This is a genomic window from Mycetocola sp. BIGb0189, from assembly GCF_024810155.1.
GTDB lineage: Bacteria > Actinomycetota > Actinomycetes > Actinomycetales > Microbacteriaceae > Mycetocola > Mycetocola lacteus.
The window spans coordinates 183853-209719 of record NZ_JANUED010000007.1 but is presented as its reverse complement, the minus strand read 5'-3'; the positions used below and the strand labels follow the sequence as shown (position 1 = coordinate 209719).

Genomic DNA, 25867 nt, shown 5'->3' with positions numbered 1-25867 from the left:
GCTGCACGTACAAATTTGTGGTGGAGGCGCTTTCGGGCGCGCTCACAAAATGGTGTTGCGGTGACGGTCCTCTTGACCCGTGACGACGGCCTAATCCAGGCCGCGAATAAAGAATGCCTCGGTGGTCGGTGCGGGTTCGGCCGGCACGTTTTCGTTCTCAATCTGCGCGATGGCGGTTTCATCGGCGTCACGCAGGAACTCGGTGAGGCGGGTGACCTCGGCGGTTTCGCCGATGTCCAGGGCCGCGCGGCGCAGCAGGTAGAGCGCGCGCAGGACTCCGCGGTTGGGCTCATGCGACCAGGGGATCGGGCCCTGTCCACGCCAGCCGGCCTTACGCAGCGAATCAAGCCCACGGTGGTAGGCGACGCGGGCGTAGGCGTATCCGGTGATCGGACGCTCGGAGTTCGCGGCGGCCTGTGCCAGGGCGGCCCAGGCAAGCGAGGACGACGGGTGTGCGGCGACGATCGCTTCGAGTTCGTCGATGCCCACGGCCTTCTCCAGGGCGCGGCTAACCTCCGGTTCTTCCGGGAGGCGGGTTTCCGGGATTCCGAGCAGGTTATGTTCTGTCACCCCTCCAGCCTACCGCGGGATGCCCGACACGTCCTCCCCCGGCCGATTTTTCCCGGTTTCTCGCAGGCGGCGGAACGTAAAAATCCACCTCACCCACGCTTGATATCTTCCCAAAATCAGGAGCTATCCATTCCGTGCGGGCCTACGCTCATCCCCAACCGCAACGTTGCGGCCACCACGAAGGGAAAATCATGTTCACTCGAAAGATACTCTCGGCGGTGATTCTCACCGGCGTTCTCTCCGGCGCAAGTCTCACCTACGCATATGCGGCGAAGCCCGTTGAAGGTGGAACCTGGAACTACGGAATGTCCGCAGGGGTCCGTGCGTACTCGGACTATTACGTAAATCGGTGCCACGGCTCGACAGTCAAGAATGATTGGGCTGACTACAAAACGATTGATATTGCTGCAAATGAATGGTCCAATGCTGCAATCAATGCGACGCCATGGACCAATAATAAGTACTACTACCGAGTGTGCTAGCTAGCCGATGCTGAGGATCCTCGTCCGGGTGACGGCGGCCGGCGTCACCCTGTTCCTCGCCGTCATCTCGGCGCTCTACGTTATGGCGGAGGAGGACGGATTCCCCGACGGTGCCGAGTACACAGCGAGCGTGAACTTCACCCAGTCCCCCCTAAATAAGGACGAACTGGTAGCCGGCCTGGATGCCCTTGCCTCAGGCTCGGGACTCCGCCTGGCTAAGGTGGTCGCCGGACCGCGTGATTTTCTCTCCACCAGGTCCCTCCTCATCTTTGGCCCCGATGCACCGGCACGACCGCAAACCCTCAACTGGATTCGCCCGGGGGTGACGGGACAGCTGCGCTCAGCCGCCGACCTCGGTGACACCCCGCTCGATGGCACCCTTGTCTATTCTGGGAGCACGAGCGCGGTAGCAGCCCTGGACTCGTGGCTCAAAAGCTCCGGTGCCATCTTCACGGTCCAGCAGAGGGATGCTGGCACGATTCTGGGATATGCCCTGCTCAACACCGGGGCTTGGTTGCCCCTGCTCACCTGCCTGATTCTGCTGGTCACCGTCAGCATCTGTTGGTATGCGCTACGCGCCCGAGCCCGCGCCCTCAAAATCCTGTGCGGAACGTCGAAGCGGAGAATCCTGGTTGATGATTTGGGGAGCCTCCTGCGGATCTGTCTCCTTCCGGTCATCGGTGCCGCGCTGATATCGGTCGCGTTAGTGATCGGCTCGGGCAGAATCTCATCCCTCGCTCCCTTTGTGTGGGCGCTGGGTGGGCTCATCACCGTATCGCTCGTGGCGATGGTGATCGCCGGGCTCCTCACGAGTGCACTCACCTGGCCTTCGATTGCAACCATCGCCTCGCGTCGGCCGCCCGAGGGACACTTTGCGACCATGGCCGAGGTCCTGAAAATTGCCACGCTTTTGCTGGTCGCTCTGCTTCTGCCCCCGGTGGTGTCGGCCGCGCAGGAATCCTCGAATTTCACACGTCAGCAAACGAGTTGGGCGTCCCTGGATCGGTACGTTTCGCTGCGCCTAGGTGGGCCCTCAGACGGCGACTCGCTTCCCGCCGGTCTCACCGATCTGGCCAGAGACGCGGATGAGAGGGGAAGCCTGGCGTTCGCCTACGCGCAGGGAGCCGCGGATAACGAAACACTGGCGGCGAACGGGTATGACGGCATCGTCATGGTTAACCGCACCTACCTTGATGCTGTTGGGCCGGCCCTCGGTTTCACTCCCGGTAGTGCGCGCCCACTCGGTGCCCAGGGCGAACCGGTCTCAGATGCCCAGCTCCCCACAAATCTGTCACGCTATCTCTCCGATTCGTTCCCGCTGTGGAATCGAGCCGGGCGCACGGACGCGGGCCGAGAAACCGTGCTGCCCGCGTTTCGGTACACGGGCACCGAACCGTTCCCGGGAATCTCGCCCGTGCTGGGAGAGCTGCGCCTGCTGAACCGTCCCCTGATACTGGTCACCGACAGCGTCACCAGCACCTTCACCGACGGCTTCCTGGAATCCACAATCAGCTCGGGAAACCTCATCTTTGGGGACTCGGCGTGGGTGCAGGCATTCCTCAGGAAACAGCCACTTGGCAGCCACGTTCGCTCGGTGGATCGGGTGTCCGATGCCGGTCTGTATTCGGCTCAGCAACAGGGCATGGTGGCGCAAACACTCACCCTCTCGGCGCTACTGGTGTTGCTCGCGCTCCTCACCAGTGTCGCGGTGTCGGCGTGGATTGCCGCGCTCACCCGATCGCGGCGGCTCTTCGTGCAGCGGACCTCAGGGTGGACCTGGCGACGGATACTCTCGGGCCGGATCTGCTGGGAGGCGGCGCTGGCCGCGCTGGTGACGCTGGCCCTCGTGCTGCCGCGATTCGGCGATATCTCGGCGGTGTGGGCGCTGCTCGCCCTTCCGCTCTATCTCGCCCCGACCCTGCTGTTGCACCGTCGTGCGGCGGCAACCACGTTTAATTCTCGAATCAATCGCACGACGTAGCCAAAGGAAATCATGGAAATTGTCGCCTCCGACATCAGCGTGACCATCGCCGGACGCACGGTCCTTGAAGACGTCAACGCCCACGTGATTCCGGGACAGACGCTGGCGCTGGTGGGGCCCAGTGGTTCGGGGAAAACCACCCTGCTCAACGTGCTTGGCCTACTCGTTCCGATTGGGCACGGGACCCTCACTGTGAATGGAAGGGAGACTCGACGATGGAAAGATGCTCGGAGACGCGCGTTTTGGCAACACCATGCGGCCTTCGTTTTCCAGGACTATGGGCTGATCGAGGAGGAGAGCGTCGCCTATAACGTGATGCTCTCCCGATTGCCACCGTTCTGGCGCAGGCGGCGAGAGGCCTCAAAAATTCTGCCCATTCTGGAACGGGTGGGACTACCCGATCGGGCTCAGGAACGCGTATCCGCCCTCAGCGGCGGCGAGAAACAGCGCGTCGGCCTCGCCCGCGCAATGTTTCGGGCGGCGGATGTGATCTTTGCGGATGAGCCCACGGCCTCCCTGGACCGGGAAAACCGCGAACTGGTCACCGCGTTCCTCCTGGGGGAAGCCGAACGCGGGGCCGCGGTCGTGATCGCCACCCATGATGAGGATCTGATCCCACGCTGCGATGCGCGGGTCCGTTTGGGACCCGGACCCAGGCTCGACTAGGTGTGCCCGTTTTGGCTTGCCCCGGAGTCCTCCGGCAGCGAGTTCCGACCGCGTACCACGTGCGAACCGGCCTTTTCGCTGCCATTGGGTACCGCTTTCCCTCCCGTTGACCGCCGCTCATACCCCAGAGCTGCACGATTTTCCGGGGCTGCATCCCGTCTGCAGGTGCGCGGAGGCTCGCCGCGCACCTAGGATAAAGACATGTCCAAGGTTCTTTCTTCTCTCCCCGTAGGCGAGCGCGTCGGTATTGCCTTCTCCGGCGGCCTCGATACCTCCTGTGCAGTCGCGTGGATGCGCGACAAGGGCGCGATCCCCTGCACCTACACCGCCGATATCGGTCAGTACGACGAGCCCGACATTGACGGCGTCACCGCCCGTGCCCTCGAGTACGGTGCCGAGCTGGCCCGCTTTGTCGACGCCAAGCGTGCACTCGTGGAGGAGGGCTTCATCGCCCTCCAGACCGGTGCCTTCAACGTGCGCTCCGGCGGCAAGACCTACTTCAACACCACCCCCCTCGGCCGCGCCGTGACCGGCACCCTGCTGGTCCGCGCCATGAAGGAGGACGGCGTGGAGATCTGGGGCGACGGATCCACCTATAAGGGCAACGACATTGAGCGGTTCTACCGCTACGGCCTGATGGCCAACCCCGCACTGCGCATCTACAAGCCCTGGCTCGACAGCCAGTTTGTGGAGGAGCTGGGTGGACGCCAGGAGATGAGCGAGTGGCTCGTCGAGCACGGCTACCCCTACCGCGACTCCGCCGAGAAGGCCTACTCGACCGACGCAAACATCTGGGGTGCCACCCACGAGGCGAAGAAGCTTGAGTTCCTCGACGCCGGCCTCGACATCGTCGAGCCCATCATGGGTGTCGCCGCCTGGCGCGAAGACGTCGAGATCGCCACCGAGGAGGTGTCGGTTCGTTTCGAGGCCGGCCGCCCGGTCGCGATCAACGGCGTCGAGTACACCGACCCGGTTGCCCTGGTTTACGAGGCCAACGCCATCGGTGGCCGTCACGGCCTGGGCACCTCCGACCAGATCGAGAACCGCATCATCGAGGCCAAGTCTCGCGGTATCTACGAGGCTCCGGGTATGGCGCTGCTGCACATCACCTATGAGCGCTTGGTCAACGCGATCCACAACGAGGACACCCTCACCAGCTACCACACCGACGGTCGCAAGCTCGGTCGCCTGATGTATGAGGGCCGCTGGCTCGACCCGCAGGCCCTGATGCTGCGCGAGTCGCTGCAGCGCTGGGTTGGCTCGGCCATCACCGGTGAGGTCACCCTGCGACTGCGTCGCGGCGACGACTACACGATCCTGAACACCACGGGTCCGAACCTCAGCTACCACCCCGAGAAGCTCTCGATGGAGCGGACCGTCGGTGCCGCGTTTGGCCCGGAGGACCGTATCGGTCAGCTGACCATGCGCAACCTCGACATCGCCGACTCGCGTGCCCGCCTCGAGCAGTACGCGGCCCTCGGCCTCGTCGGCGGCGCCACCGCCGAGCTGGTCGGTGAGCTGGAGCAGGGTGCCGCGGCGAAGATCGCCGAGGCCGTTGGTGGCATCGACGCCGACGCCGACACCCTGGGCCTCTCGGCCGCGTTCGAGACCGGCACCGACTAGTCGCCACTCGTCTGCGCCGGGCTCACGCCCCCAAACACACTGCCCGCCCGGATCATGATCCGGGCGGGCAGTTTGTTTTGCGTGGGTTAGACGCTCGGGATGCGTTTGGGCGCGAGCTGCGGCTCCTGCTTGAACTGGCCGGTGAGGGCCAGGACCAACACGATGATCGCGATGACGATCCATCCCGAAACCCCCAGCGGGTTCACCAGGGTCAGGTTCATCGGGGCACCCGCCGCCGAGAGCAGGAAGATCAGGCCCGCCGAGGCGTTGAGGGCACCGTGGCCGATGACCGCGGGCCAGATCGAGCCAGTGCGCAGCCGCACCCAGCCGAACAGCATGCCCCACAGCACACAGCCGACCACCATCGTCAGCACACCCCAGAGATCGGGCTGGTTGAAGTTGTGGCCCAGTAGGGTAACCGGCGCGTGCCAGACGCCCCAGATCACGCCGCTGAGGATCAGCGCGGGCCAGATACCCAGCGGACGCAGCGCCGGCAGCAGCCATCCTCGCCAGCCGATTTCCTCGCCGAACGCGGGAATCGCGTTGAATAGGGCACCGAGCGGGATGGAGAGAATCTGCGCGATAACGATCGTCCCGATCAGCGACTCATCCACGGGCAGCGTGGAGCCGAGCATCGCCCGGAAGCCGGAGAAGCTCACCAGGTCGAGGGTGACCCATCCAAACAGCGCCGAGATACCCAGGCAGGCGGCAACCAGCAGCAGCGGCACGAACGCCGCCAACACCGTGAACCACACCACGCGCTTGGCCGGGCGCAGCGGCCAGATGCCGAGGAAACGCAGGCGTTCCCCGCGCGGCACCTTCATCGCGAACACCACCACGAGGACTGCGAGCAGCGGAGTGAACATCATCGCCGCGGGTAGGACTCCGCCCAGGAGCGGGTACACCGGGCTGTCCGTCTCGGTCAGCCACAGCGGCAGGATGATCAGCCAGGCCAGCGCCCAGGCCACCACCGTAAAAACGATGACCGCGGCCCAGGGCACGCGCGCTACTCGGTCGGGCCGCGTTTCGGCTTTCGGAAAGTTGTTTTCGCTCACACCGGTGTCAGACATAATGGTTCCCGATTATCGCGGATGGCTTTGCCGACTGTCCACCATCGGTGCAAACTTTTAAAAGTTCGCGTTAGAAAGAGGTACGGTCACTGCTTCAAATTTGTGCGTAAATATTGTCGATACTTGTAAATATTAACGATACACTCCGATCTACGACTTCGAATTACGAGGCCGCATAGATTGCTATAGGAGATGAAATGCACAGATTCATAAAGATATCGCTTGGCCTCATCACCGGGACCGCACTTATCTTTGGCTCAGTAAACGTTGCATCCGCTGCGACAGCGCCGACGAAGATCGAAAACGCCTCGTCAACGACTGATGCATATACGGACGCTGACGTCGTCGAATTCCTAGTCTTCGGAAGCGGGGCAGTTGCGAAGAACAACCCCTCCGAGGTGAAGAAACTCGGCCTCAAATCACAAACCGTCTCACCTGAAACCGTGACTGCCGCAACGGGACAGATCGTGGCAGCAGATCCGAATTTCCGAACTCACGTTGCTAAGGCTGTGCTTTCGGGTAACCCCTATAAGATTCGGCAGGGTCTGAAATCGTTCACGGGGACCCTCGAAAAGGTTGCGCAGGACCAGATTCCCGGCGACATTTCTACAAACTGCGTCATCTGGGGAATCGTCAACGTGCTCGTCGCTATCGAGCTCGTTGTTGCCGGCGCCGTGGTAGTCGTGGTTGCCTACCGTGGCGACAACAGCACTTCACGATTCTCGCAAGACGAAATTGCCGCAACGCTCACCGCACTGCGCTAGAAGAACGAACAATGAATCCCGCTCCATCCGGGGAGCGCAGCACTGATGCCCAGGCTCACCGTGCCTTCTGGTTAACGGTGGGCCTGGCTGGTTTGCTGCTGCTTACGACCGTGGCCGCTTCATACCCCAGCAACGTACTGAAGCCTTCTTCGAACCCTCAAATTCTGAGTTTTGTCAGCGCCGTGTTCCCCCAGGGCTGGGCATTCTTCAGTAAGGACCCACAAGACATCGAAATCGTCGCATATCGACCCACGGCAAGTGGGTTGACCTCTCTCCAGACCACGCCGCAGTCAAAGGTTGAAAACCTTTGGGGGCTCACAAGAACTCAACGAGCGCAGGGGCCAGAGCTTGCGGCCCTCAGCACTGATGCAACCTGGGTGGAGTGCACGCCGGGCGACCTCCCTCAAGCCTGCTACACGAAATCTAATCGACTCGAGCGCATCAAGACCCCGGTTCCCCACCCCTCGCTCTGTGGCGATGTGATCTTGCTTCAGGAGAAACCTGTGGCATGGAGCTTCCGAGAGCTAGTCGATGGGCCGCATACAGCGGAGCGAATTGCTTACGTGACGATAGATTGCAGAAGGTAGAAAATTGAACCCCTTTGGGCCAAAGTTTTTCACCCGGAAAATAGAGAATACATACACATTCGGACGAACGATTCTCGCATTTGCGCAGCTCAGCGTTCTCCTACTTACCCCCGCGTGGGCGCTGACGGTTCCTGTTGGTGGGGGCGCAGAACCATCTTGCTCGGGCGCTTTTACGATTTCCGCTTACTGCATTGGAGGAGGCTCTCCCACAGGATTCTCCACCGGCCGAGTCATCTCGATCGTGATCCTTCTACTCGTAGCTTTGGGGTGGCGTCCTCGGTGGACCGCCGTCCCCCACGCCTGGGTCACGATTTCGTTCCTACACGCGACCAGCCTTCCGGATGGAGGGGAAGCCGTACTTGCCGCTACCACGATCCTCTTAATCCCGCTCTGCCTCGCGGATGGAAGAAAATGGTCCTGGCCCGCCCGCCTCGAGCCCGGCAGCCGCGAACCGCTAAAACGAAGTGACGGAATTGCGGCCGCCATACAGTGGGTGCTCCGATCCCAAATTGCCGGAATCTATTTGCACAGCGCCCTGGCAAAGCTTGGCGTCGCAGACTGGATCAACGGAAGCGCAATGTTCTACATCAGCCGCCAACATTTCTTTGGCGCAACCGGGTTTGTGGGGGACCTGCTGAAATCAGTCACCAACGTACCATTAGGGACCGCGGCTCTCACCTGGGGCACGATCATCATCGAAGTACTCATCGCGGTATTGATACTCGGCACTACACCCCTGAGACGGGTCTCCGTCATCCTGGCAATAGTGCTACATGTCGGAATCATAATTGCACTTGGACTCTGGAGCTTTGGCCTCATCATGTGTGGTGCCGTGATTATTGCTGCATCACTACCAGTATCGTCGATACACACGCGCAGGACTCCACATGATCAAGACGATGTCCGCGTCGAAGAATTGCCGAACAAGCGTCCAGTGGCCCAATAGCAGACAAGACCCACGGCACAGGCCACGATGATTGACAATAGCGTCACGCTATCCCCAACATTTTGAACCCCAGCAAACGAAATAGACGCGAGTCCTAACGCAATTTCTGCTCGCCACGGCTCACGCTCCACCGATAATTTGGAGTTCGCGAACGCTGTGACTAATCGACCCAGCACAACTACAGCCACGGCCACTATGAGCGCATAGAGCCCCGCAGGTGAGCGCCAAACATACTCTTGATCAGGGCTCCAGTGCAAGGACACACCCGCTTCCGGAGAGACAAACCATGATGCGGCGGCGGCACCGCCCGCAATGGTCGCTTCAAAGCCCAACTGGCGGGCGCGCATTGTCAGCCGGCAACGGGTAAGAAAAAGAGGCCTGCAATCTTTCCATCTGCGCTCCACGAGGTCCGAAAAGTCACAGCGCCCGCTTCAAATTCCAATCGGGTTTCGTCAACAACATACTCGCCCAGCACCAGAGCAGAACCCTCGCCAAATCCCTCCCACTTACCAAACGAAGCAAGGAGCCCCGCCCAAACGGTATCGAGTTTCTCTGGCGTCAACACGGCGATCGCCTCCGCCCCAAAGTAGGTAGAGATAGCATCTCCGGTTTCTGATGATGCGACTGCGCGCACGATTTTCTTCGCATGCTCCGGAACCTCCAACAACAGCGTCTTCGACATAATCTCACCTTTCCGTTCCTGCTCTTTGTTACCCGTACCAAACCGCTGGAAAGCGGCTTGCCTCGTTACTCCAAGGCTCTGCCCAATCGCGGACCACGTAACGTTCTCTTCACGCGCCTTGGATACCTCCACATGCAACGTTGAATCTGCAAGGACTCGAAGCGCATCCAATGCAGCAATGCGATGCACGCTGGCCGCAGGCGCGGTAACAACTGCATCTATCGCGAGTTTCAACAGATCTTCATTTGCCATATTGTAAATATTACCTTTACACGTAGCACTCGGTCAACACTGAACTCAAACCAGCAGGGCTGTTTATCGAAGAAAACAAAATGGAGCGAGTGACCCACGTGCGCAGACAGCAGGGCGCGTCGATCGCGCTACTTCGATGAGGGCTGTCGCACGCGCTTTCGGTTGAGCAGCCCGGCGCGGGCACGGCCGAGGTCGGTGCTCAGCGGATCGAGCGCATCGGCCAGGGTCTTCAGGACGCCCAGCGCCCGCGCGACGCGCAGCACAACATGGAAGCTCACCGTGGGGTCGCCATGCTCAACCTTGCGCAGGGTGTCCCGACTGATATCTGCCCGCTCAGCCACCTGGGTGGTGGTGAGTCCGAGGATCTTGCGCCATCCCGCGAGGTCTTCGCCCATGCTTTTGGCGGCCTGGACGACGGGTACCGACAGCTCAACAGCCATGAAAACTCCTCAGATAACGACGAGCCGGATAGGCAGAAAGTCGATTAAGGGAGATGTTACTCGTCAATATGACGAAAAGATACTGTCTTTTCGATTCCCACCTGCAGGAACAAAACGGATTGCCCGCCCGGATCACGATCCGGGCGGGCAGTTTGTTTAAGCAGGTGAAACTAGATCAGCTTCTTTTCCTTGAGCCAGTCGGTGGCCAGCTGCTTGGGGCTGGCCTTCTCGGTCCCCTGGTTCTTGCCGTTGAGCTCGATCAGGTCCTCGGTGGTCAGCTCGGCCGAAACCTTGTTGAGCACCTCGGCAACCTTGTCCGTGTTGGCCTTCTTGCTCACCAGCGGAATGACGTTCTGCGGCAGAATCATGTTCTTCGGGTCCTCAAGGGTCACGAAGCCGTTCTCCTTGATCGCCGGGGTGGTCGAGAAGATATCCGCGAGGTCCACGGTGCCATCCTTCAGCGCACCCACGGTCAGCGGCCCACCCGAGTCGCTCAGCGGCACAAACTTGATCTTGGCGGCGCTCAGACCGTAGATCGACTCCAGTCCGGGAGGACCGTAGGGACGCTGCTCCAGCTCGGGGTTACCACCCACGGTCAGGTCGCGGTCAAGGCCCGCGAGGTCCGCGAGGCTCTTCACGTTGTTCTGCTCGCTGAACTCCTTGGTGACGTTATAGGAGTCCTTATTCTCCGCCGGCGACGCCTTGAGGACCGCGAGACCATTGGTCAGCGCGGTGCCCAGGGCCTTCTCGACCTCCTCGGAGGTCGACGCCTTGGAGTCCTTGTCGAATGCCTGCAGCAGGTTACCCGAATACTCGGGCACGATGTCGAGGGATCCGTCTTCCAGGGCCTTCAGGTAGACGTCGCGCTGGCCGATCTGACCCTTGAAGTCGACCTTGATGTCCTTGGCCTCGAGCGCCTGCGCGTAAATCTGCGCGATGATCTCGTTCTCGGCGAAGGCCGCCGAGCCGATAGCGATGGTGTCTCCGGCGGCGCTGCTGCCGCCACCACTCAGCGGGTCGCCACTGGCGCAGGCGCTGAGGGCAAAAATCGCGCCGGCGGCCAGGGCCAGGGTCAGTCCCCGTTTTGCTCCACGAATATTCATGCTGCTGTCCTCTCGGTAGGGGTTTTACTGCGTCGATTGCCGCGGGCCGCGCGCACCCCCGCGGGGAGCACCGCCTTACCCACAAGCAGGAATAGAAGGTCAAGAATCAGAGCCAGCGCCGCCACCAGGAGCGCGCCGGCGAGCATCTGCGGATAGTCCCGCAGCGGCAGCGCATCAAACAGGAAGCGCCCCAGGCCACCGAGGGATATATAGGCGGCGACCGTGGCGGTCGCGACCACCTGCAGCATCGCCGAGCGCAGCCCACCCACGATCAGCGGCAGCGCCAGCGGGAACTCCACCCGCCAGAGGATCTGCCACTCGGTCAGGCCCAGCGCGCGCGAGGCGTCCACGGTGGCCGGATCCACCGACTCGATCCCGGCATACGCCCCGGCGAGGATCGGCGGAATGGCCAGAACCACCAGCACGATCAGCGTGGGGATGATCGCCAGGCGCACCCCGAAGCCGAACTGTACGGCGATAAACACCAGCAGACCCAGGGTCGGCATCGCGCGCAGCGCGCCGCTCAGGCCCACCACGAGTCCGCGGCCGCGGCGGGTGTGACCGATCGCCAGGCCGGCGGCCAGCGCGATCACCCCGGCGATCAGCAGGGTCATCCCGGTGATTGCCAGGTGCTCCAGCAGCCGCGTGGGAATCCCGCGTGAGCCGGTCCAGTGTGCGGGATCCAGCAACCAGTTCAGGCCGTCAAGCATTCGTGGTCACCTCCAGGGTCTCCGCATTGGTCTTGTTGCGCACCCGGCGCGTGCGCGACCAGGGCAGCAGCGCCTTGCCGATCAGCACGATGATCAGGTCGAAGATCAGCGCGATCAGGACCGTGCCCACGATGCCCACGCCGATCTCAAACGGGAACGAACGCTGGGTACCATCGGTAAACAGGTAGCCCAGCCCACTCATTCCCACCAGCGCGCCCAGCGTGACCAGGCTCACCGTACTGCTGGAAACCACGCGGGTCCCGGCGATGATGATCGGTCCGGCCAGCGGCAACTGGACCTGCCAGAAGCGCCGCCAGGGGCCGTAGCCCAGCGCGGTCGCGGCATCCAGCACCTGCGGCGAAACCTGGTCGAACGCGTCGGCGGCGGTGCGCACGAGCAGCGCGACCGCGTACAGGGTCAGCGCGGCGATCAGGTTGATCGGGTCGAGGATCTGAGTGCCGAGGATCGTGGGCATCGCGATGATCAGCGCCAGCGACGGGATCGTATAGAGCAGCCCGGCGATGGTCAGCAGGGTTCCGCGACCCCAGCGATAGCGGTGCGCGACCCAGCCCAGCGGGACCGAGATGATCAGCCCCAGCAGGATCGGCGGCACGCTCAGCGCCACGTGTGTGAGCACCAGGGCCCACACATCGGAGAGGTTCTCGAAGAGCCAACTCATCGAGTGGTATCCACCTCCGGAACCTCATTCTCGGAGCCAAGCTCCCCCGAATTCGGCGAAGTGGTATCCACCTCCGGGGCCTCATTCTCGGAGCCAAGCTCCCCCGAATTCGGCGAAGTGGTATCCACCTCCGGAGCCTCAGAGGACGAGCCAAGCTCCCCCGAATTCGGCGAAGAAGTATCCAGGTCCGGCAGGTCTGCCGCCTCGGTACCCAGCGTGATCTCGCCCAGGTGCTCATCGCGTCCGCCCGCACCCACCGAGACCGGGCCGGTCGCGGTTTCGGCACCGAGCACACCGGCGATGCGACCGGTCCCGTCCACGACGAGCGTGCGCCCCTCGCTCTGACGCAGGGTCAGCGCGCGGCGGCCGCGGTCGGCACCGATGAAGTCGGCCACAAACTCGCTGGCCGGGTTGGAGAGAATCTCGTCCGGGCTGCCGTGCTGGGCCACGTGTCCGCCCCGGGAGAGGATCGTCACGTGGTCCCCGAGCAGGAACGCCTCATCAATATCGTGGGTCACAAACACGATGGTTTTGGCCAGCTCGCGCTGGATGCGCAGCAGCTCCTCCTGAAGCTCGCGGCGGACGATCGGGTCCACCGCACCAAAGGGCTCGTCCATCAGCAGGATGTTCGGGTTCACGGCGAGCCCGCGGGCCACCCCCACCCGCTGCTGCTGTCCACCCGAGAGTTCGGCCGGGTAACGCTTGGCCAGCGCCGAATCCAGCCCCACGGTTTCCATGAGCTCATGGGCGCGCGCCACGGCCTCGGCCTTGGGCACACGATTGAGCAGCGGCACGGTCGCAATGTTTTGCAGCACCGTGCGGTGCGGCAGCAGACCGGAGTTCTGCATCACGTAGCCGATCCGGCGGCGCAGGGTCACCGGGTTGAGGCTGGCGACGTCCTCATCGTCGATCAGGATGCGACCCGAGGTGGGTTCCACCATGCGGTTGATCATCCGCAGCAGGGTGGTCTTACCGCTCCCCGAGGATCCCACAAACACGGTGATTTCGCGTGAGGGCAGGCGCAGCGAGAAGTGGTCCACCGCGAGGGTGCCATCCGGGAAGCGTTTCGAAATTCCGTCAAACTCGATCACAGATCATCCCCATCTCGCACGTTTTGCGTGCGGTTGTGAGTACCTAGCGTAGACACTGCCCTCCGACATTGTGTGAATTGTTCCCGTTTTGTCATCTATTCGGAGCCGATCTATCCGCGGATTGATGCGGATCTCAAAAATTTTTGAAAAAGTTTGGAATGAGGGAATGGAACCCCTCCCGGTTTAGTTTCATATGAATGGACTTCCCGGAGCACCGTGGTAAGTATTCGGAATAAGAAAGGGTCATCATGACCACCTATCGCATCGGTTACATCGTTGGCAGCCTGTCCGCCAACTCCATCAACCGCAAGCTCGCCCTTGCACTGAAGGCCCTCGCCCCGGCGAACCTCGAATTCCACGAGATCGAGATCAAGGACCTGCCGCTGTACAACCACGACCTGGATGGCGCTTACCCCGCCGAGGCCGTCGCCCTCAAGGACGCGATCAACGCTTCCGACGCTCTGCTGTACGTAACCCCCGAGTACAACCGCTCCATTCCCGGCGCGCTGAAGAACGCCATCGACTGGGCCAGCCGCCCCTGGGGTCAGAACTCCCTGGGCAAGCCCTCCGCCGTGGTGGGTGCCTCGATCGGTGCCGTGGGCACCGCCGTTGCCCAGCAGCACCTCAAGGGCATCCTGAACTTCTCCGACGCCGCGCTGTTCAACCAGCCCGAGATCTACCTGCAGTTCACCGAGGGCCTGATCACCGAGACCGGCGAGGTCACCAACGAGGGAACCGCCGCGTTCCTCAAGGCATGGCTCGAGGGCTACGCAGCCTTCGTCGCCGCGCACGTCGCCAAGTAGTTTTCTTCCCCCCAGCGACACCTACCGAACCCGAATATCGGTGCTAAAGCCCGGGCACAGCGTGTGCCCGGGCTTTTTCGCGCCCGCAACCACGGCCGTGAGCGGACCCGTCGACAGCGCTTCGCGGCGGCGGCAGTCCACCTCGTTAGCGTGCGGCGGCAGTCTCGGGATGCAGCGCGCTGGGCGGCATCCCGAACTCGCGCCCAAACGCCGTGGTGAACGCCGGCGGATTGGTATATCCCACCTGGACCGCCACATAGGAGACCGCGTGTCCGGCACGCAGCAGATCACTCGCCGCGGCCATGCGCATGTGGGTTCGCCACTGCCCAAAGGTGAAACCGGTCTCGTCCACAAAGTGGCGCTGTAGGGTGCGCGCCGAGACCATCGCACGCTGCGCCCACTGCTCCATGCTGAGCGGCGAAGCGGGGAACGCGGCCAGCGAGCGGGCCACCCCCAGGGCTCGCGGATCGGCCGGATAGCGCGGCCCGGCGGCGGGCACCTCGGCACACACGCAGCGCCGCAGCTGGGCGATCTTCGCGGCCCGCTCACTCGCGGTGGTGAGCCCGGGCTGCAACAGCACGCGGCCCACCTCCTCGATCTCCGGCGTACGCGAAATCGCCCGCACCCGGGTCTTGGCGGTCCCAAACTCGGCGACCTGGATATACAGCGGTAGCAGCAGCGAGCCGGGATCCGGACGCACCTCGTGCGCGAGCCCGGCCGGGATCCACAGTGCACGCTCGGGATCCACCCGGAAGTGTGCGCCATCCAGAATCAGGGTCGCGCCACCGCTGATCACCCAGGTGAGCTCGTGGCTCTCATGCGCGTACCCCCAGGAATTCGGCGCGACGGCGGCCGTCTCGACCGGGGCTGTACCCGCGGTGTCCAAAACTCGAAGTCCCGATGTCCATCCCACCAAAATATTAAAACATAGGCTCGCCTAACCTAAAAGCTCACCGGAATTTTAGTCCCCGAAAGAGGTGGGTTTTGACCCAGCAGCACCGTGTCCACCCGGGCACCACCCGGGTCAGGCACCCGCTCCATGCCCGCACGCTGACGGTGCACGCGATCCGTCGCCTCTCGGCCTCGCTGATCGAGCTGCGCCTGCACGGCGACTTCGAGGCTGCACCGCTGGTCTCGGTGCGCGGCGGCATGGCCGAACACGTCAAGCTGATCGTGCCCGATGCGCAGACCGGAGTGCTGTCGGTTCCGCGGATTGTGGATGAGCGCATCGCCGCACCCCTGAACGGTGGCGCCTGGAGCTCCCGCGACTACACGGTGCGCGCGTTCCACCCGGCCACCGCCCAGGCCCCGGCCGAGCTGGTGCTGTGGGGCGTCGAACACCCGCACGGTCCGGTGGGCGCCTGGGTGGCCCGGGCCACCGTCGGTGACACCGTGGGGGTGCTCGGGCCGCGCGGTTCCGAGCTCTTCCCCGAAAACTATCAGCACTATCTCATCGGCGCCGATGAGACGGCCCTGCCCGCCCTGGCCCGCTGGATCGAGGAGGCCCCGGCCTGCGCCCACCTCACGGTTTTTGCCGAGGTGGAAAGCCCCGCCGCGCGAATCGAGCTGCCGCACCGGGAAAACACCACGGTCACCTGGCTGGATCGCGGTGCCGGGGAGAGCCTTGCCGCCGCGATTACCGCGTGCCCGGGCGATCTCTCCGCGAGCTTCGTCTGGGTGGCCGGGGAGGCGAGCGCCCTGATCCCGCTGCGCCGGCACCTCCTCGGCGAGCGCGGCCTGCACCGCGATCAGATCGATGTGTCCGGCTACTGGAAGCGCGGGATCGCCGATCTTGATCACCATGCGCCCCTGGACGCCGAAGATCCCCAGAACTAACACCACTTTCCCCGCAATACCCCAACGATTTGGAGACCCCATGACCACATCCGTGCGCCGCTCGCGGCTGCTCAAAACCCTCGGTGCCCTGGCGCTGGCCCTCGGGCTGACCGCCTCGCTGGCGGCCTGCGCCCCGGCGAGCGGATCCACCGGTGAGGCCACCACCGCATCGGACGGTGCGGACTCGGGTGTCTGGCCCCGCACCATCACCCATGAACTCGGTAAAACCACCATCCCCGCGCAGCCCAAGAAGGTTGTCTCCACCTCGCTGACCCTCACCGGAACCCTGCTCGCAATCGACGCCCCGATCGCCGCCTCCGCCGCCGGAACCCCCGGCAACGGCCTGGACAAGAACGGGTTCTTCGACCAGTGGGGCGAGGTGGCCAGCAAGCGGGGTGTGGACGTGCTCTACCCCAACCTGGAACTGGACCTGGAATCGGTCACCGCGGCCAAGCCCGACCTGATCGTCATCTCGATGACCGGTGCCGACAGCACCAAGGATGCCTATGAGCAGCTGAGCAAGATTGCCCCGACCATCGCGCTGAACTACAGCACGCAGAGCTGGGAGGACATCGCCAAGCAGCTCGGTCCGGCACTGGGTCTGGAGAAGCAGGTGGATGAGACCATCAGTGACTTCTCGGGCAAGATCGCCGAGGCCAAGGCCAAGATCGCCGCACCTACCGGGAACGTGCAGGCAGTGGTCTTCAACGGCGCCCAGGAGGACACCGCGTTTGCACTGACCACCGGACCGCACAACGCGCTGCTGACCGAGCTGGGTCTGCCCATCACCAACCCCGAGTTCCCCGGCGACAAGCCCGCCGCCTCGGATCGCAAGGACTTCCAGTTCCTCTCCGCCGAGAACGCGGTGGTCTCGCTGACCGCCCCGACCGTGCTGCTGGTGAGCGCCGATGATGCCACCAAGGAGAAGCTGGTATCGGCCCCGGCCTTTGCCAACATCCCCGCGCTGAACGGCGGCACCGTGGTGCCGCTGGGTCTGAACTCCTTCCGCATCGACTATTACAGTGCGCTGGAAGTTGCAAACACCCTCGTCAATGCCTTCCGAGCGTAAACGAAACCTCACGTGGGTTCTGACCGGTGGCGGAGTACTGCTGATCATCCTGGTGATCCTCAGCTTCGCCACCGGTTCTCACGTGATCGAGTTCGGGACGCTGTGGCGAGCGCTCACCGACTTTGACCCCAAGAACAATGACCATGTGATCCTCGCCCACCTGCGCTTCCCGCGCACGGTCATCGGGATCCTGGCCGGCTGCGCCCTCGGCGTGGCCGGGGCGGCGATGCAGGCGCTGACCCGCAATCCACTGGCCGAGCCCGGACTGCTCGGGATCAACGCCGGGGCCGCCGCGGGCGTGGTGACCGGGCTGGTGTTTTTCCCGGCGGTCTCCGGCTTCGGCGGCATCCTGCTGGCCTTCGCCGGAGCGGCCGCCGCCTCGGTCCTGGTGTTTACCCTCGGCGGAGCCCTGCGCACCCCGAGTAATCCGGTGCGGCTGGTGCTCGCCGGGGCGGCGACCGGGGCGATCCTCGGGGCCTACACCTCGGCCCTGCTCCTCAACGTGCCCACGGCGTTCACCTCGTTTCGGGCGTGGGATGCCGGCTCGCTGCAGGGTCGCCCGTGGGATGCGATCCTCACCCCGGGACTCGCCATCGCCGCGGGCCTGATCCTCGCCCTGCTGCTGGGGCGCTCACTCAATGCGGCCGCCCTCGGACAGGACCTCAGCCGCGCGGTGGGGGCCTCGCCCCGGCGGATCACCCTGCTCACCGGCATCTGCATCGTGATGCTCGCCGGTGGGGCCACCGCGCTAGCCGGGCCGATCAGCTTCGTGGGCCTCGCCGCCCCGATGCTCGCCCGCACCCTGGTGGGACCGGATCATCGCTGGCTGCTGCCCACCTCGATGATCCTCTCCGCCGACCTCCTGCTGGCCGCCGATATCCTCGGCCGCCTGATCCTCTGGCCCAGCGAGCTGCAGGCCGCGATCGTCATGGCCCTGATCGGAGCCCCCGTGTTTATCTTTATCGTGCGTCGTCGAAAGCTGGTGCAGCTGTGACCCCGCAAGGCACCCTGGCCCCGGGATTTCGGGCGCTGACCCTGAACCACGGGCGGATCAGCCTGCGCTGGCATCCGCGCACGGTGATCAGCTGCGCGGTGCTGATCGTAATCGCGCTGGCCGTGGGGTTTGCCTCGCTCAGCCAGGGCAAGCTGGAACTCTCCCCCGGGGAGCTGTGGACGATCCTGATCGGGCAGGGCGATCCCGCCGCGACCTCGATCGTCTGGGAGATTCGGATGCCCCGGGTCCTCACCGGCCTGTTCACCGGCGCGTGCCTGGCGATCTCCGGTGCGGTGTTTCAGTCGCTCTCCCGGAACGCACTGGGTTCTCCCGACCTGATCGGATTCACCTCGGGGGCCGCCACCGGCGCGGTCGCGGCGATCATGCTCGCCGGGGCCGGGGTGGTGGCCGTGGGCCTCGCCTCGATTGCCGGCGGGCTGGTCACCGCGATCGCCGTCTACGTCCTCGCCCGCAAGAACGGCGAGACCGACGGTCAGCGCCTGATCCTGGTGGGTATCGGGGTGGGCGCGCTGCTTCAGGCGGTCACCGTGATTCTGCTGACCCGCGGGCACGCGGATATCGCGATCGGTGCACAGATGTGGCTCACCGGCACGCTCAACCTGCGCGGATGGGACAACGTGGCCACCGTGGGGATCGCGCTGGTCCTGCTGCTGCCCGCGCTGATCCTCGGGGCCCGGCACCTCAACGCGCTGGAATTCGATGAGGGGCTCGCCCGCCAGCTCGGCGTCAAGACCGAGCGGGTGCGGCTGCTCACGATGGGGGCCGGGGTTGCCCTGGTGGGCCTGGCCACCGCGGCGACCGGACCGATCGGCTTTGTTGCCCTCGCCGCCCCGCACCTCGCCCGCCGCCTGGTGCGGGTCTCTCACGTCCCGCTGGCGGCATCGGCGTGCCTCGGCGCGACCCTGCTGCTGGCCGCCGACCTGCTCGGCCAGGTTCTGCCGATCTCCGCCAAGCTCCCGGTGGGACTGATGACCGGCGTACTCGGCGGCTTCTACCTGCTCTGGCTCCTCCTCCGAAAGACACCATGACCATTCCCCTCCAGGCCCGAGGCGTGACCCTCGGCTATGACGCCACCGTGGTGGCCGAAAACCTCAGCGTGGACATCCCCGACGGACGCTTCACGGTGATCATCGGCCCCAACGCCTGCGGTAAATCCACCCTGCTCAGCGCGCTCTCCCGGCTCACCCGGCCGCGGGCGGGCCAGGTCCTGCTGGACGGTGCGGACATCCACGCGCTGGACACCCGCACGGTCGCCCGCCGGCTGGGTCTGCTCCCGCAGGGATCGGTCGCCCCGCACGGCATCTCGGTGCTCGACCTGATCTCCCGCGGACGCTTCGCCCATCAGGGCCTGCTGCGCCGCTGGAGCGAGGATGATCGCGAGGCCACCCGCTACGCGATGGAGGCTACCGGGGTTACCCACCTCGCCCAGCGGAACGTGGATGAGCTCTCTGGCGGACAGCGCCAGCGCGTCTGGCTGGCGATGGTACTCGCCCAGCAGACCCCGCTCGTGCTGCTGGATGAGCCCACCACCTACCTTGATCTCTCCCACCAGTTGGACACCCTGCGCCTGTGCCGCTCCCTCGTCCAAAACGAGGGCAAGACCCTGGTCGCCGTGCTGCACGACCTCAACCAGGCCGCCCGCTATGCCGATCACGTAATCGCGCTGAACGAGGGCCGCGTGATCGCCACGGGCAGTCCCGAGGAGGTGGTGACCTCGGAGATTGTGCGCAGCGTCTTCAACGTGGATGCGCTGGTGATTCCCGATTCGGTCACCGGACGCCCGCTGATTGTCCCCACCGAGAAGGAGCTTCCCGCCCGTGGATAACGAACTTGCCCCCACCCCGACCGCGCCGAGTGGTGCCCCGCTTCCGGCCGCCCCCGCCTGGCTTGCCGGGTGGCAGCGGCGGCTGAGCGGGGTGGCGATGCCCCCGGCAACCGAGGAGGACTTTTGGGCCGAGGTGTCCATCTCCCCGGCGCTCGGGGAGGCTCGGGTCGTGGAGGGCACCGCGCTGCGCGAGGTCACCTTCCTCTGGGAGGGGGATGAGCCCGAGGTCATGGTGCACATCAACTCGCTCACCGATGCGCATCGTCACGACATCACGCCGGCCCTGCTGGAACGCATCCCCGGAACCCGCATTCGCCACATCAGCTACCTGCTGCCCGAGGACATCCTGGCCGGGTACCGGTTTGTCACCGACACTCATATTCCGCGCGACGTGGGGGCCGCGCGCCCCGGTTGGAAGCGGATCCATGAGCGCGGGGTGCCCGATCCCCGTAATCCGCGCACACTCCCGCATCCGCTGGGCGAAACCTCCTCGATGCTCGTGATGCCCGGCTTTGCCGCGCATGCGGCCTGGGACCCGGCGCTTCCCGCCCGCCACCGCGGCGAGCGCCGCACCCTGCGTACCGAGCCGCACGTCTCCCCCGCGCGCACGGTCTTTCTCTACACCCCGCCCGAGGCGGTCAACCGGCTGCTGGTCCTCTTTGATGGGGACCGCTGGGACGCCCTGAACCTCCCCGACGCCCTCGACCGGTTTGGCGCACCGGGTCTCGCGGTGGCGATGGTATCGGCGATCTCCCCCGAGGATCGGCAGAGCGATCTCCCCCACCCCGAGCGGATCGCCGCGATCCTGCGGATCGAGGTGCTGCCCGCGGTGGCCGAGACGCTGGGGCAGGTGCTTGATCCGGCGAGGATCATCGTGGCCGGGCAGAGCTACGGCGGCCTGGCCGCGGGGGCCCTGGTACTTGAACACCCGGATATCGCGCACACCGGAATCGTGCAGTCGGGATCCTTCCACTTCCGCGCGGACACCGAGCCCAGCCCGCATGCCGAGGAACCCGGTGACGTCAGCGAGCGCCTGGCGAGCCGGAGACCCGGGCCCCAGACCGGCCGGCTGATCATGCAGCTGGGCTCCGAGGAGGGGATCCTGGTCCCGCAGGGCCGCCTACTGCGCGACCGGGCGCGCGCCGCGGGGTACCCGGTGAGCTACCGGGAGGTACGCGGCGGCCACGATTTCGCCTGGTGGTCGCACGGGCTGTTCACGGCGTTGGAGGAGGCGCTGCACCCTGCAGGAGCGTGATGTCGGTCCGCCGAGAGATCCGTCGCCCGGTCATAATCGGTCATCCGGGAATCCGGCGCGGTCCGTGGTCGTTATGGTCCTCCACAACCGGCTCCGCATGCGCGCCCGGAGAACGCGCCTCGGCGCACGTCGGAAGGATCATCATGACCACACTCGGCATTATCGGCAGCGGACACATCGGCACCGCGGTCGCGACCCTCGCGCAGCGCGCGGGCGTCCAGACCGTGCTGGCAAACTCGCGCGGCCCGGAATCCCTCACAGACAAGGTGGCCGAACTCGGCGACCATATCTCGGCCGGGACCGTGGCCGAGGCGGCCGCGCAGGACATCGTGGTGCTCACCATCCCACTGGTCGCAACCCGGGAGTTCCCGGCCGAGATCCTCGCGGGCAAGGTTGTGATCGACACCAGCAACTATTACCCCTCGCGTGATGGCCGCATCCCCGAGCTCGACTCCAATCAGACCACCGTGAGCGAGCTGCTCTCGGCACACCTCGTCGGCAGCCGGTATGTGAAGGGTTTCAACAACATCGCCGCCCGTCACCTGCCCCAGCTTGCACGTCCGGCCGGGGCCGAGGATCGCTCGGCTCTTCCGCTGGGATCCGATGATCCCGAGGCCCTCGCCGAGGCCACCGCGCTGCTGGATACCCTGGGCTGGGATGCGGTCCCGGTCACCCCGCTGGCCGAAACCTGGCGGGTGGAAACCGACTCCATCGCCTACACGACCCCCTACTTCGACCCCGACACCACCGATGCCGGCGGTGAGGACTCGCGTCCGGTCTCGGCCGAATCCCTGCGCGAAACGATCGCCGCCGCGACCCGCGTGGACACCGGTGCCCGCACCGTCTAGAACCACGAATCGTCCCCCGAAACCAGTGGGTTTCGGGGGACGATTGCGCTGTGAGGCGGGCGGGGCTTAGACCGCCACGGGCTCCCGCAGCACCGCCGCATCCTCGGCCCGGAATCCGGCGAGCACCCGCAGCACCGGGATCAGCGCCAGCAGCATCAGCACCGCGGCAATCGGCAGCAGTACCAGCGCGCCAATGCCCGCGAGTAACAGTCCGCCGATCAGACCACCGAGCGCGATCGAGAGGTTCCAGACGGTGACCAGCATGGACTGGGCGGCATCGGCCGCCCGCCCGCCGGCCCGCGCCATCACCACCTGGAACAGCACCGAGTACCCGCCGAACGCGTAGCCCCAGGCTAGCGCTCCGATGATCAACAGCACGGTGCCGACGGAGGTGGGCACTAGCCCCGGCCAGGCGGCCAGCGCGATCCCGGCCAATCCGATGATGCCCGCGGTGATGGCGGCGACCAGGGTCGCGGTGAGGTAGCGGTCCGAGAGCCGGCCCGACCCGAACGTGCCGATAATCGAGGCGGCCCCGAACAAACCAAACACCAGGCTCGGGTTCAGGCTCACCCCGCCGAGATCGAGGATCGGGGTGAGGTAGGTGTAGCCGAGGTTCTGGCCGATCACGCTCAGGGCGACCGCGGCCAGAACCAGCAGCACCGCGGGGGTGCGCAGCGCGGCGGCCAAGCCCTGCTCGACGGGGATGCGCGCATCCGCTCCCCGGTGAATGCCGGGAACACGCGGGGCACCCAGCGCGGCAATCACGCCCACGATCACGGTGATGCCGGCGATGATCGCGAAGACCGCCCGCCACCCCATACTCGTCCCAAGCAGCGTCCCCAGCGGCACCCCGACGGCAAACGACATGGTTCCGCCGATAAACGCGACACCGAGCGTCGCGCCAAGACGGCCGGGTCCGGTAAAGCCGCGAACATAACCGGGGATCATCGCCCACACCACCCCCGCGGCCAGCCCCGCCACAAAGCGGGTGCCCAGATGGGTGATGATTTCCGGAGCCACCGCAGTGCCGAGGTTGGCCAGCGCCGAGACCACCAGCACCCCGATCAGCAGCGAACGACGATTCCAGGTGGCGGTGGCCCGGGTCAGCGGAATCGCGGCGACGATGCAGCCGATCGCAAACGCCACGATCCCCTGTCCGGCGAGAGACACCGAGACGCCGAGGTCCCGGGCAATCTGGGGCAGCAGACCGGCGGGCAGGATCTCGGTGAGCAGCGTAATAAAGCCCACGCCGGCCAGCAGAATCGCGGCGGGGAGGGGACGGACGGGGCGGGCACTCCGGCCCACAAAAGAACTCATGGCCCCAGCATGAACGGCTACCACTAGTGGCAGGGTCAAGCGCGCCTCGCCCACCCGCGGGAATGGGCACGGGGACCCCGCGGTTATGCCCGGTACATCCGCCCCGAAGGAGCCTCATGCAAATCGGCGAGCTTGCCACCCGCACCGACACCTCGCCGCGCCTGCTGCGCTACTACGAGGAGCAGGGTCTGCTGCATGCCGGGCGGGACTCCAACGACTATCGCATCTACGATGCCGAGACCGCGGTGGACACCGTCAACAAGATTCGATGCCTGCTTGGTGCCGGGGTTCCCACCCGGCTAATTCCGCTGCTGCTGCCGAGTGTGGACCCCGAAAAGTCGGTGTTTGACACCCCGATCGACCCGGAGATCCGCACCGAGTTGGAGGGCTACCGGCAGCGCCTGTATGAGCGGCAGGTGCGGGTGAGCGCGAGCCTCACCGCGATCGATGAGTATCTGGATCGCACCTGCACCACCGCGCACTAGCGGTTGGAGGGGCAAGCGTCGACGCGCGTCGAGTCCTCGGCTCTGATCTTGGCGAGGACGCGGAGCACCGGTGGTAGTGAAAGCGCCATGAGTATCGCCGCAATCGGCAGGAGGTAGGCGGCGCCGATCCCCGCCAGCAGGAGGCCGCCGATCAGGCCGCCCAGCGCAATGGACAGGTTCCATACGGTCACCATCACGGACTGTGCCGCATCCGCCGCCGGTCCGCCCGCCCGAGCCACCACTACTTGAAACAGCATCGAATAGCCGCCGAACGAGTATCCCCAGCACATCGCCGAAGCGATAACCAGCGGGCTACTCATCTCCGCCGGCACCCATCCGGGAATCGAGGCGAGGCCCAGCCCGGCAAGTCCAAGCGTGCCGGCCACGAGTGACACCGTCACCGTTCCGGTGAGGTGACGATCGGCGAAACGGCCGGACCCGATGGTCCCGAGGACGGAGGCGATTCCGAACACTCCAAACACCAGACTCGCGCCGAGCGTCACCCCGCCCGAGACCAGAATCGGGGCCAGATAGGTATACCCCAGGCTCTGCCCCACCACGATCAGCACCACCGCGACAAGGACCAGCAGCACGGCCGAACGGCGAAGGGCGGCTCCGATGCCCTGCTCGGCGGGCAGGCGATTGTCCGCGCCGCGGGTGGCTCCGGGGACCCGGGGTGCGATGATGACCGCGACGAGTCCCACCGCGCCCGTCAGCCCGGAGATAATCAGAAAGACCGCACGCCATCCCACCATTTCCCCGAGTATCGTTCCCAGCGGGACACCGAGGGCAAAGGCCAGGGTCACTCCGAGGAATGCCACGCTGAGTGTGGAGGCTAATCGCGCGGGCGGGGTAAACCCGCGGACGTATCCGGGGAACATCGCCCACATTGCCCCGGCCGCCAGCCCCGCCCCAAACCGGGTGATGAGGTGGGTGATGATTTCGGGTGCGAGCGCCGTGCCCAGATTCGCCACCGCGGAAACGATCAGGACTCCCAGCAGCAGGGTACGTCTATCCCAGCCGGCCGCCGCCCGGGTGAGCGGAATTGCCGCGACGATGCATCCCAGCGCGAAGGTCACGATCCCCTGCCCGGCGAGCGATTCGGAGACGGCAAGGCCGTGGGCGACCTGTGGCAGCAGACCGGCCGGGAGGACCTCGGTAACCAGGATGATAAACCCCACACCGGCGAGCAGGATCGCCACGGGGAGTGGATTGACGGTGCGGGCTACGGGGCCCTGTAAAAAACGCATGCGGCTAGCCTGAGGGGTTGTCACTAGTGACAGGGTCAAACCGAGAACGGGAATGCGCTTCATGCCGCCGTGGTTATATGCGCGGAACGCCCCCAGAGATCGGAACCCATGTATATCGGAGAGCTCGCAACTCGAACCGACACCCCGGCTCGTCTCCTGCGCTATTACGAAACACAGGGCCTCCTGGTTTCCGGACGCGATACGAACGGCTACCGCACATTTACGGAGACGTCGGTGTGTGTGGTTGGAACGATTCGCTGTCTGCTTGCTGCCGGGGTACCGACGCGACTGATCCGGATGCTCCTGCCCCGGATCGACCCCGATCTTCCGATTTTGGATACCCCGCTTACCGAAGAGATCCGAGCCGAGCTGGAAGACTATCGCGACCGGCTGCGGGAGCGTCAGCTTCTGATGAGTGCGAGTTTGATGGCGATAGAGGGCTACCTGGAGCACACCTGCCCCTCGGGTGATCGAACACGGTAAAACCCGGGTGTCACACGCCGCGACTAGGCTGAGCG

The 25867-nt window shown here is 64.9% G+C and carries 27 protein-coding genes and 1 pseudogene; 17 read left to right on the top strand and 11 right to left on the bottom strand.

Annotation, left to right across the window (positions count from 1 at the left end; genetic code table 11):
- Positions 1 to 90: 90 nt before the first annotated feature.
- The gene (locus tag M2390_RS12520; RefSeq protein ID WP_030147820.1) at positions 91 to 570 is read right to left on the bottom strand and encodes a DUF3151 domain-containing protein; all 480 of its coding nucleotides are present in this window, start codon (positions 568 to 570) and stop codon (positions 91 to 93) included.
- Positions 571 to 761: 191 nt separating this feature from the next.
- Between M2390_RS12520 and M2390_RS12515 the strand changes: the two genes are divergently transcribed.
- From M2390_RS12515 to argG, 4 genes are all read left to right on the top strand, one after another.
- Entirely contained in the window at positions 762 to 1052 is a 291-nt protein-coding gene (locus tag M2390_RS12515; RefSeq protein WP_259179171.1) for a lactococcin 972 family bacteriocin, read from the top strand.
- A gap of 7 nt (positions 1053 to 1059) precedes the next feature.
- Complete coding sequence (locus M2390_RS12510) at positions 1060 to 3033, top strand: hypothetical protein (protein WP_259179168.1); 1974 nt, start codon at positions 1060 to 1062, stop codon at positions 3031 to 3033.
- Between the two features lie 12 nt (positions 3034 to 3045).
- Positions 3046 to 3699: an ABC transporter ATP-binding protein gene (locus tag M2390_RS12505; RefSeq protein WP_259179165.1), complete on the top strand. Its 654-nt coding sequence runs from the start codon at positions 3046 to 3048 to the stop codon at positions 3697 to 3699.
- Positions 3700 to 3900: 201 nt separating this feature from the next.
- Positions 3901 to 5322 (top strand): argininosuccinate synthase, encoded by a 1422-nt coding sequence (gene argG, locus M2390_RS12500; protein ID WP_030147813.1) that lies wholly within the window; start codon positions 3901 to 3903, stop codon positions 5320 to 5322.
- An 86-nt stretch (positions 5323 to 5408) separates the two neighbouring features.
- Here argG and M2390_RS12495 read toward each other — a convergent pair whose 3' ends face one another.
- Complete coding sequence (locus M2390_RS12495) at positions 5409 to 6323, bottom strand: CPBP family intramembrane glutamic endopeptidase (RefSeq protein WP_259179161.1); 915 nt, start codon at positions 6321 to 6323, stop codon at positions 5409 to 5411.
- Between the two features lie 266 nt (positions 6324 to 6589).
- Here M2390_RS12495 and M2390_RS12490 point away from each other — a divergent pair, with 266 nt between their 5' ends.
- From M2390_RS12490 to M2390_RS12485, 3 genes are read left to right on the top strand one after another with little or no spacing between them, the layout of a single operon-like run.
- Positions 6590 to 7156 (top strand): hypothetical protein, encoded by a 567-nt coding sequence (locus M2390_RS12490; protein WP_259179160.1) that lies wholly within the window; start codon positions 6590 to 6592, stop codon positions 7154 to 7156.
- An 11-nt stretch (positions 7157 to 7167) separates the two neighbouring features.
- Positions 7168 to 7743 (top strand): SdpA family antimicrobial peptide system protein, encoded by a 576-nt coding sequence (locus M2390_RS16210; protein WP_396823050.1) that lies wholly within the window; start codon positions 7168 to 7170, stop codon positions 7741 to 7743.
- Positions 7744 to 7747: 4 nt separating this feature from the next.
- On the top strand, positions 7748 to 8689 hold the full coding sequence (locus M2390_RS12485) for a sporulation-delaying protein SdpB family protein (protein WP_259179157.1): 942 nt from the start codon (positions 7748 to 7750) through the stop codon (positions 8687 to 8689).
- A 349-nt stretch (positions 8690 to 9038) separates the two neighbouring features.
- Here the strand turns inward: M2390_RS12485 and M2390_RS12480 are convergent, their stop codons facing one another.
- The 6 genes and pseudogenes from M2390_RS12480 to M2390_RS12455 form a co-directional block, all read right to left on the bottom strand.
- Complete coding sequence (locus M2390_RS12480) at positions 9039 to 9623, bottom strand: DUF3887 domain-containing protein (protein WP_259179156.1); 585 nt, start codon at positions 9621 to 9623, stop codon at positions 9039 to 9041.
- 128 nt (positions 9624 to 9751) lie between these two features.
- Positions 9752 to 10063, bottom strand: a complete 312-nt coding sequence (locus M2390_RS12475) for a helix-turn-helix domain-containing protein (protein WP_259179153.1) — start codon at positions 10061 to 10063, stop codon at positions 9752 to 9754.
- 170 nt (positions 10064 to 10233) lie between these two features.
- The gene (locus M2390_RS12470; RefSeq protein WP_259179151.1) at positions 10234 to 11166 is read right to left on the bottom strand and encodes an ABC transporter substrate-binding protein; all 933 of its coding nucleotides are present in this window, start codon (positions 11164 to 11166) and stop codon (positions 10234 to 10236) included.
- A complete protein-coding gene (locus M2390_RS12465; RefSeq protein ID WP_259179150.1) occupies positions 11163 to 11876 on the bottom strand; it encodes an ABC transporter permease in 714 nt (237 codons plus the stop codon). Before M2390_RS12465 ends, M2390_RS12470 begins: the two co-directional genes overlap by 4 nt.
- On the bottom strand, positions 11869 to 12555 hold the full coding sequence (locus tag M2390_RS12460) for an ABC transporter permease (RefSeq protein WP_030147806.1): 687 nt from the start codon (positions 12553 to 12555) through the stop codon (positions 11869 to 11871). Before M2390_RS12460 ends, M2390_RS12465 begins: the two co-directional genes overlap by 8 nt.
- Before the next feature lie 275 nt (positions 12556 to 12830).
- Positions 12831 to 13646 (bottom strand): annotated as a pseudogene (locus tag M2390_RS12455) (ABC transporter ATP-binding protein); the annotation flags it as partial.
- A 248-nt stretch (positions 13647 to 13894) separates the two neighbouring features.
- Here M2390_RS12455 and M2390_RS12450 point away from each other — a divergent pair.
- Complete coding sequence (locus M2390_RS12450) at positions 13895 to 14449, top strand: NADPH-dependent FMN reductase (protein ID WP_187977263.1); 555 nt, start codon at positions 13895 to 13897, stop codon at positions 14447 to 14449.
- A 145-nt stretch (positions 14450 to 14594) separates the two neighbouring features.
- Here the strand turns inward: M2390_RS12450 and M2390_RS12445 are convergent, their stop codons facing one another.
- The gene (locus M2390_RS12445) at positions 14595 to 15362 is read right to left on the bottom strand and encodes an AraC family transcriptional regulator (protein WP_259179145.1); all 768 of its coding nucleotides are present in this window, start codon (positions 15360 to 15362) and stop codon (positions 14595 to 14597) included.
- Between the two features lie 71 nt (positions 15363 to 15433).
- On the opposite strand from M2390_RS12445, the gene M2390_RS12440 reads away from it, so the two are divergent.
- The 7 genes from M2390_RS12440 (at position 15434) to M2390_RS12410 (ending at position 22297) form a co-directional block, all read left to right on the top strand.
- Positions 15434 to 16285, top strand: a complete 852-nt coding sequence (locus tag M2390_RS12440) for a siderophore-interacting protein (protein ID WP_259179144.1) — start codon at positions 15434 to 15436, stop codon at positions 16283 to 16285.
- 40 nt (positions 16286 to 16325) lie between these two features.
- Positions 16326 to 17354: a Fe2+-enterobactin ABC transporter substrate-binding protein gene (fepB, locus tag M2390_RS12435; protein ID WP_259179143.1), complete on the top strand. Its 1029-nt coding sequence runs from the start codon at positions 16326 to 16328 to the stop codon at positions 17352 to 17354.
- Positions 17338 to 18348 carry an iron ABC transporter permease gene (locus tag M2390_RS12430; RefSeq protein ID WP_259179141.1) on the top strand — a complete coding sequence of 337 codons (1011 nt, stop codon included), beginning with the start codon at positions 17338 to 17340 and terminating at the stop codon, positions 18346 to 18348. The genes fepB and M2390_RS12430 overlap by 17 nt, the downstream gene beginning before the upstream one ends.
- Positions 18345 to 19397 carry an iron chelate uptake ABC transporter family permease subunit gene (locus M2390_RS12425; RefSeq protein ID WP_259179139.1) on the top strand — a complete coding sequence of 351 codons (1053 nt, stop codon included), beginning with the start codon at positions 18345 to 18347 and terminating at the stop codon, positions 19395 to 19397. Before M2390_RS12430 ends, M2390_RS12425 begins: the two co-directional genes overlap by 4 nt.
- The gene (locus tag M2390_RS12420) at positions 19394 to 20194 is read left to right on the top strand and encodes an ABC transporter ATP-binding protein (protein WP_259179138.1); all 801 of its coding nucleotides are present in this window, start codon (positions 19394 to 19396) and stop codon (positions 20192 to 20194) included. The genes M2390_RS12425 and M2390_RS12420 overlap by 4 nt, the downstream gene beginning before the upstream one ends.
- On the top strand, positions 20187 to 21449 hold the full coding sequence (locus M2390_RS12415; protein WP_259179136.1) for an enterochelin esterase domain-containing protein: 1263 nt from the start codon (positions 20187 to 20189) through the stop codon (positions 21447 to 21449). Before M2390_RS12420 ends, M2390_RS12415 begins: the two co-directional genes overlap by 8 nt.
- Positions 21450 to 21592: 143 nt before the next feature.
- Complete coding sequence (locus M2390_RS12410) at positions 21593 to 22297, top strand: NADPH-dependent F420 reductase (protein WP_259179134.1); 705 nt, start codon at positions 21593 to 21595, stop codon at positions 22295 to 22297.
- Positions 22298 to 22363: 66 nt separating this feature from the next.
- Here the strand turns inward: M2390_RS12410 and M2390_RS12405 are convergent, their stop codons facing one another.
- Entirely contained in the window at positions 22364 to 23614 is a 1251-nt protein-coding gene (locus M2390_RS12405; RefSeq protein ID WP_259179131.1) for an MFS transporter, read from the bottom strand.
- A 116-nt stretch (positions 23615 to 23730) separates the two neighbouring features.
- On the opposite strand from M2390_RS12405, the gene M2390_RS12400 reads away from it, so the two are divergent.
- Positions 23731 to 24099, top strand: coding sequence for a MerR family transcriptional regulator (locus M2390_RS12400; protein ID WP_259179130.1), 369 nt, complete (start codon positions 23731 to 23733; stop codon positions 24097 to 24099).
- On the opposite strand, the gene M2390_RS12395 is transcribed toward M2390_RS12400, so the two are convergent.
- Positions 24096 to 25349 (bottom strand): MFS transporter, encoded by a 1254-nt coding sequence (locus M2390_RS12395; protein WP_259179129.1) that lies wholly within the window; start codon positions 25347 to 25349, stop codon positions 24096 to 24098. The genes M2390_RS12400 and M2390_RS12395 overlap by 4 nt on opposite strands.
- A 108-nt stretch (positions 25350 to 25457) precedes the next feature.
- On the opposite strand from M2390_RS12395, the gene M2390_RS12390 reads away from it, so the two are divergent.
- Positions 25458 to 25832 (top strand): MerR family transcriptional regulator, encoded by a 375-nt coding sequence (locus M2390_RS12390; RefSeq protein WP_259179128.1) that lies wholly within the window; start codon positions 25458 to 25460, stop codon positions 25830 to 25832.
- Positions 25833 to 25867 lie beyond the last annotated feature (35 nt).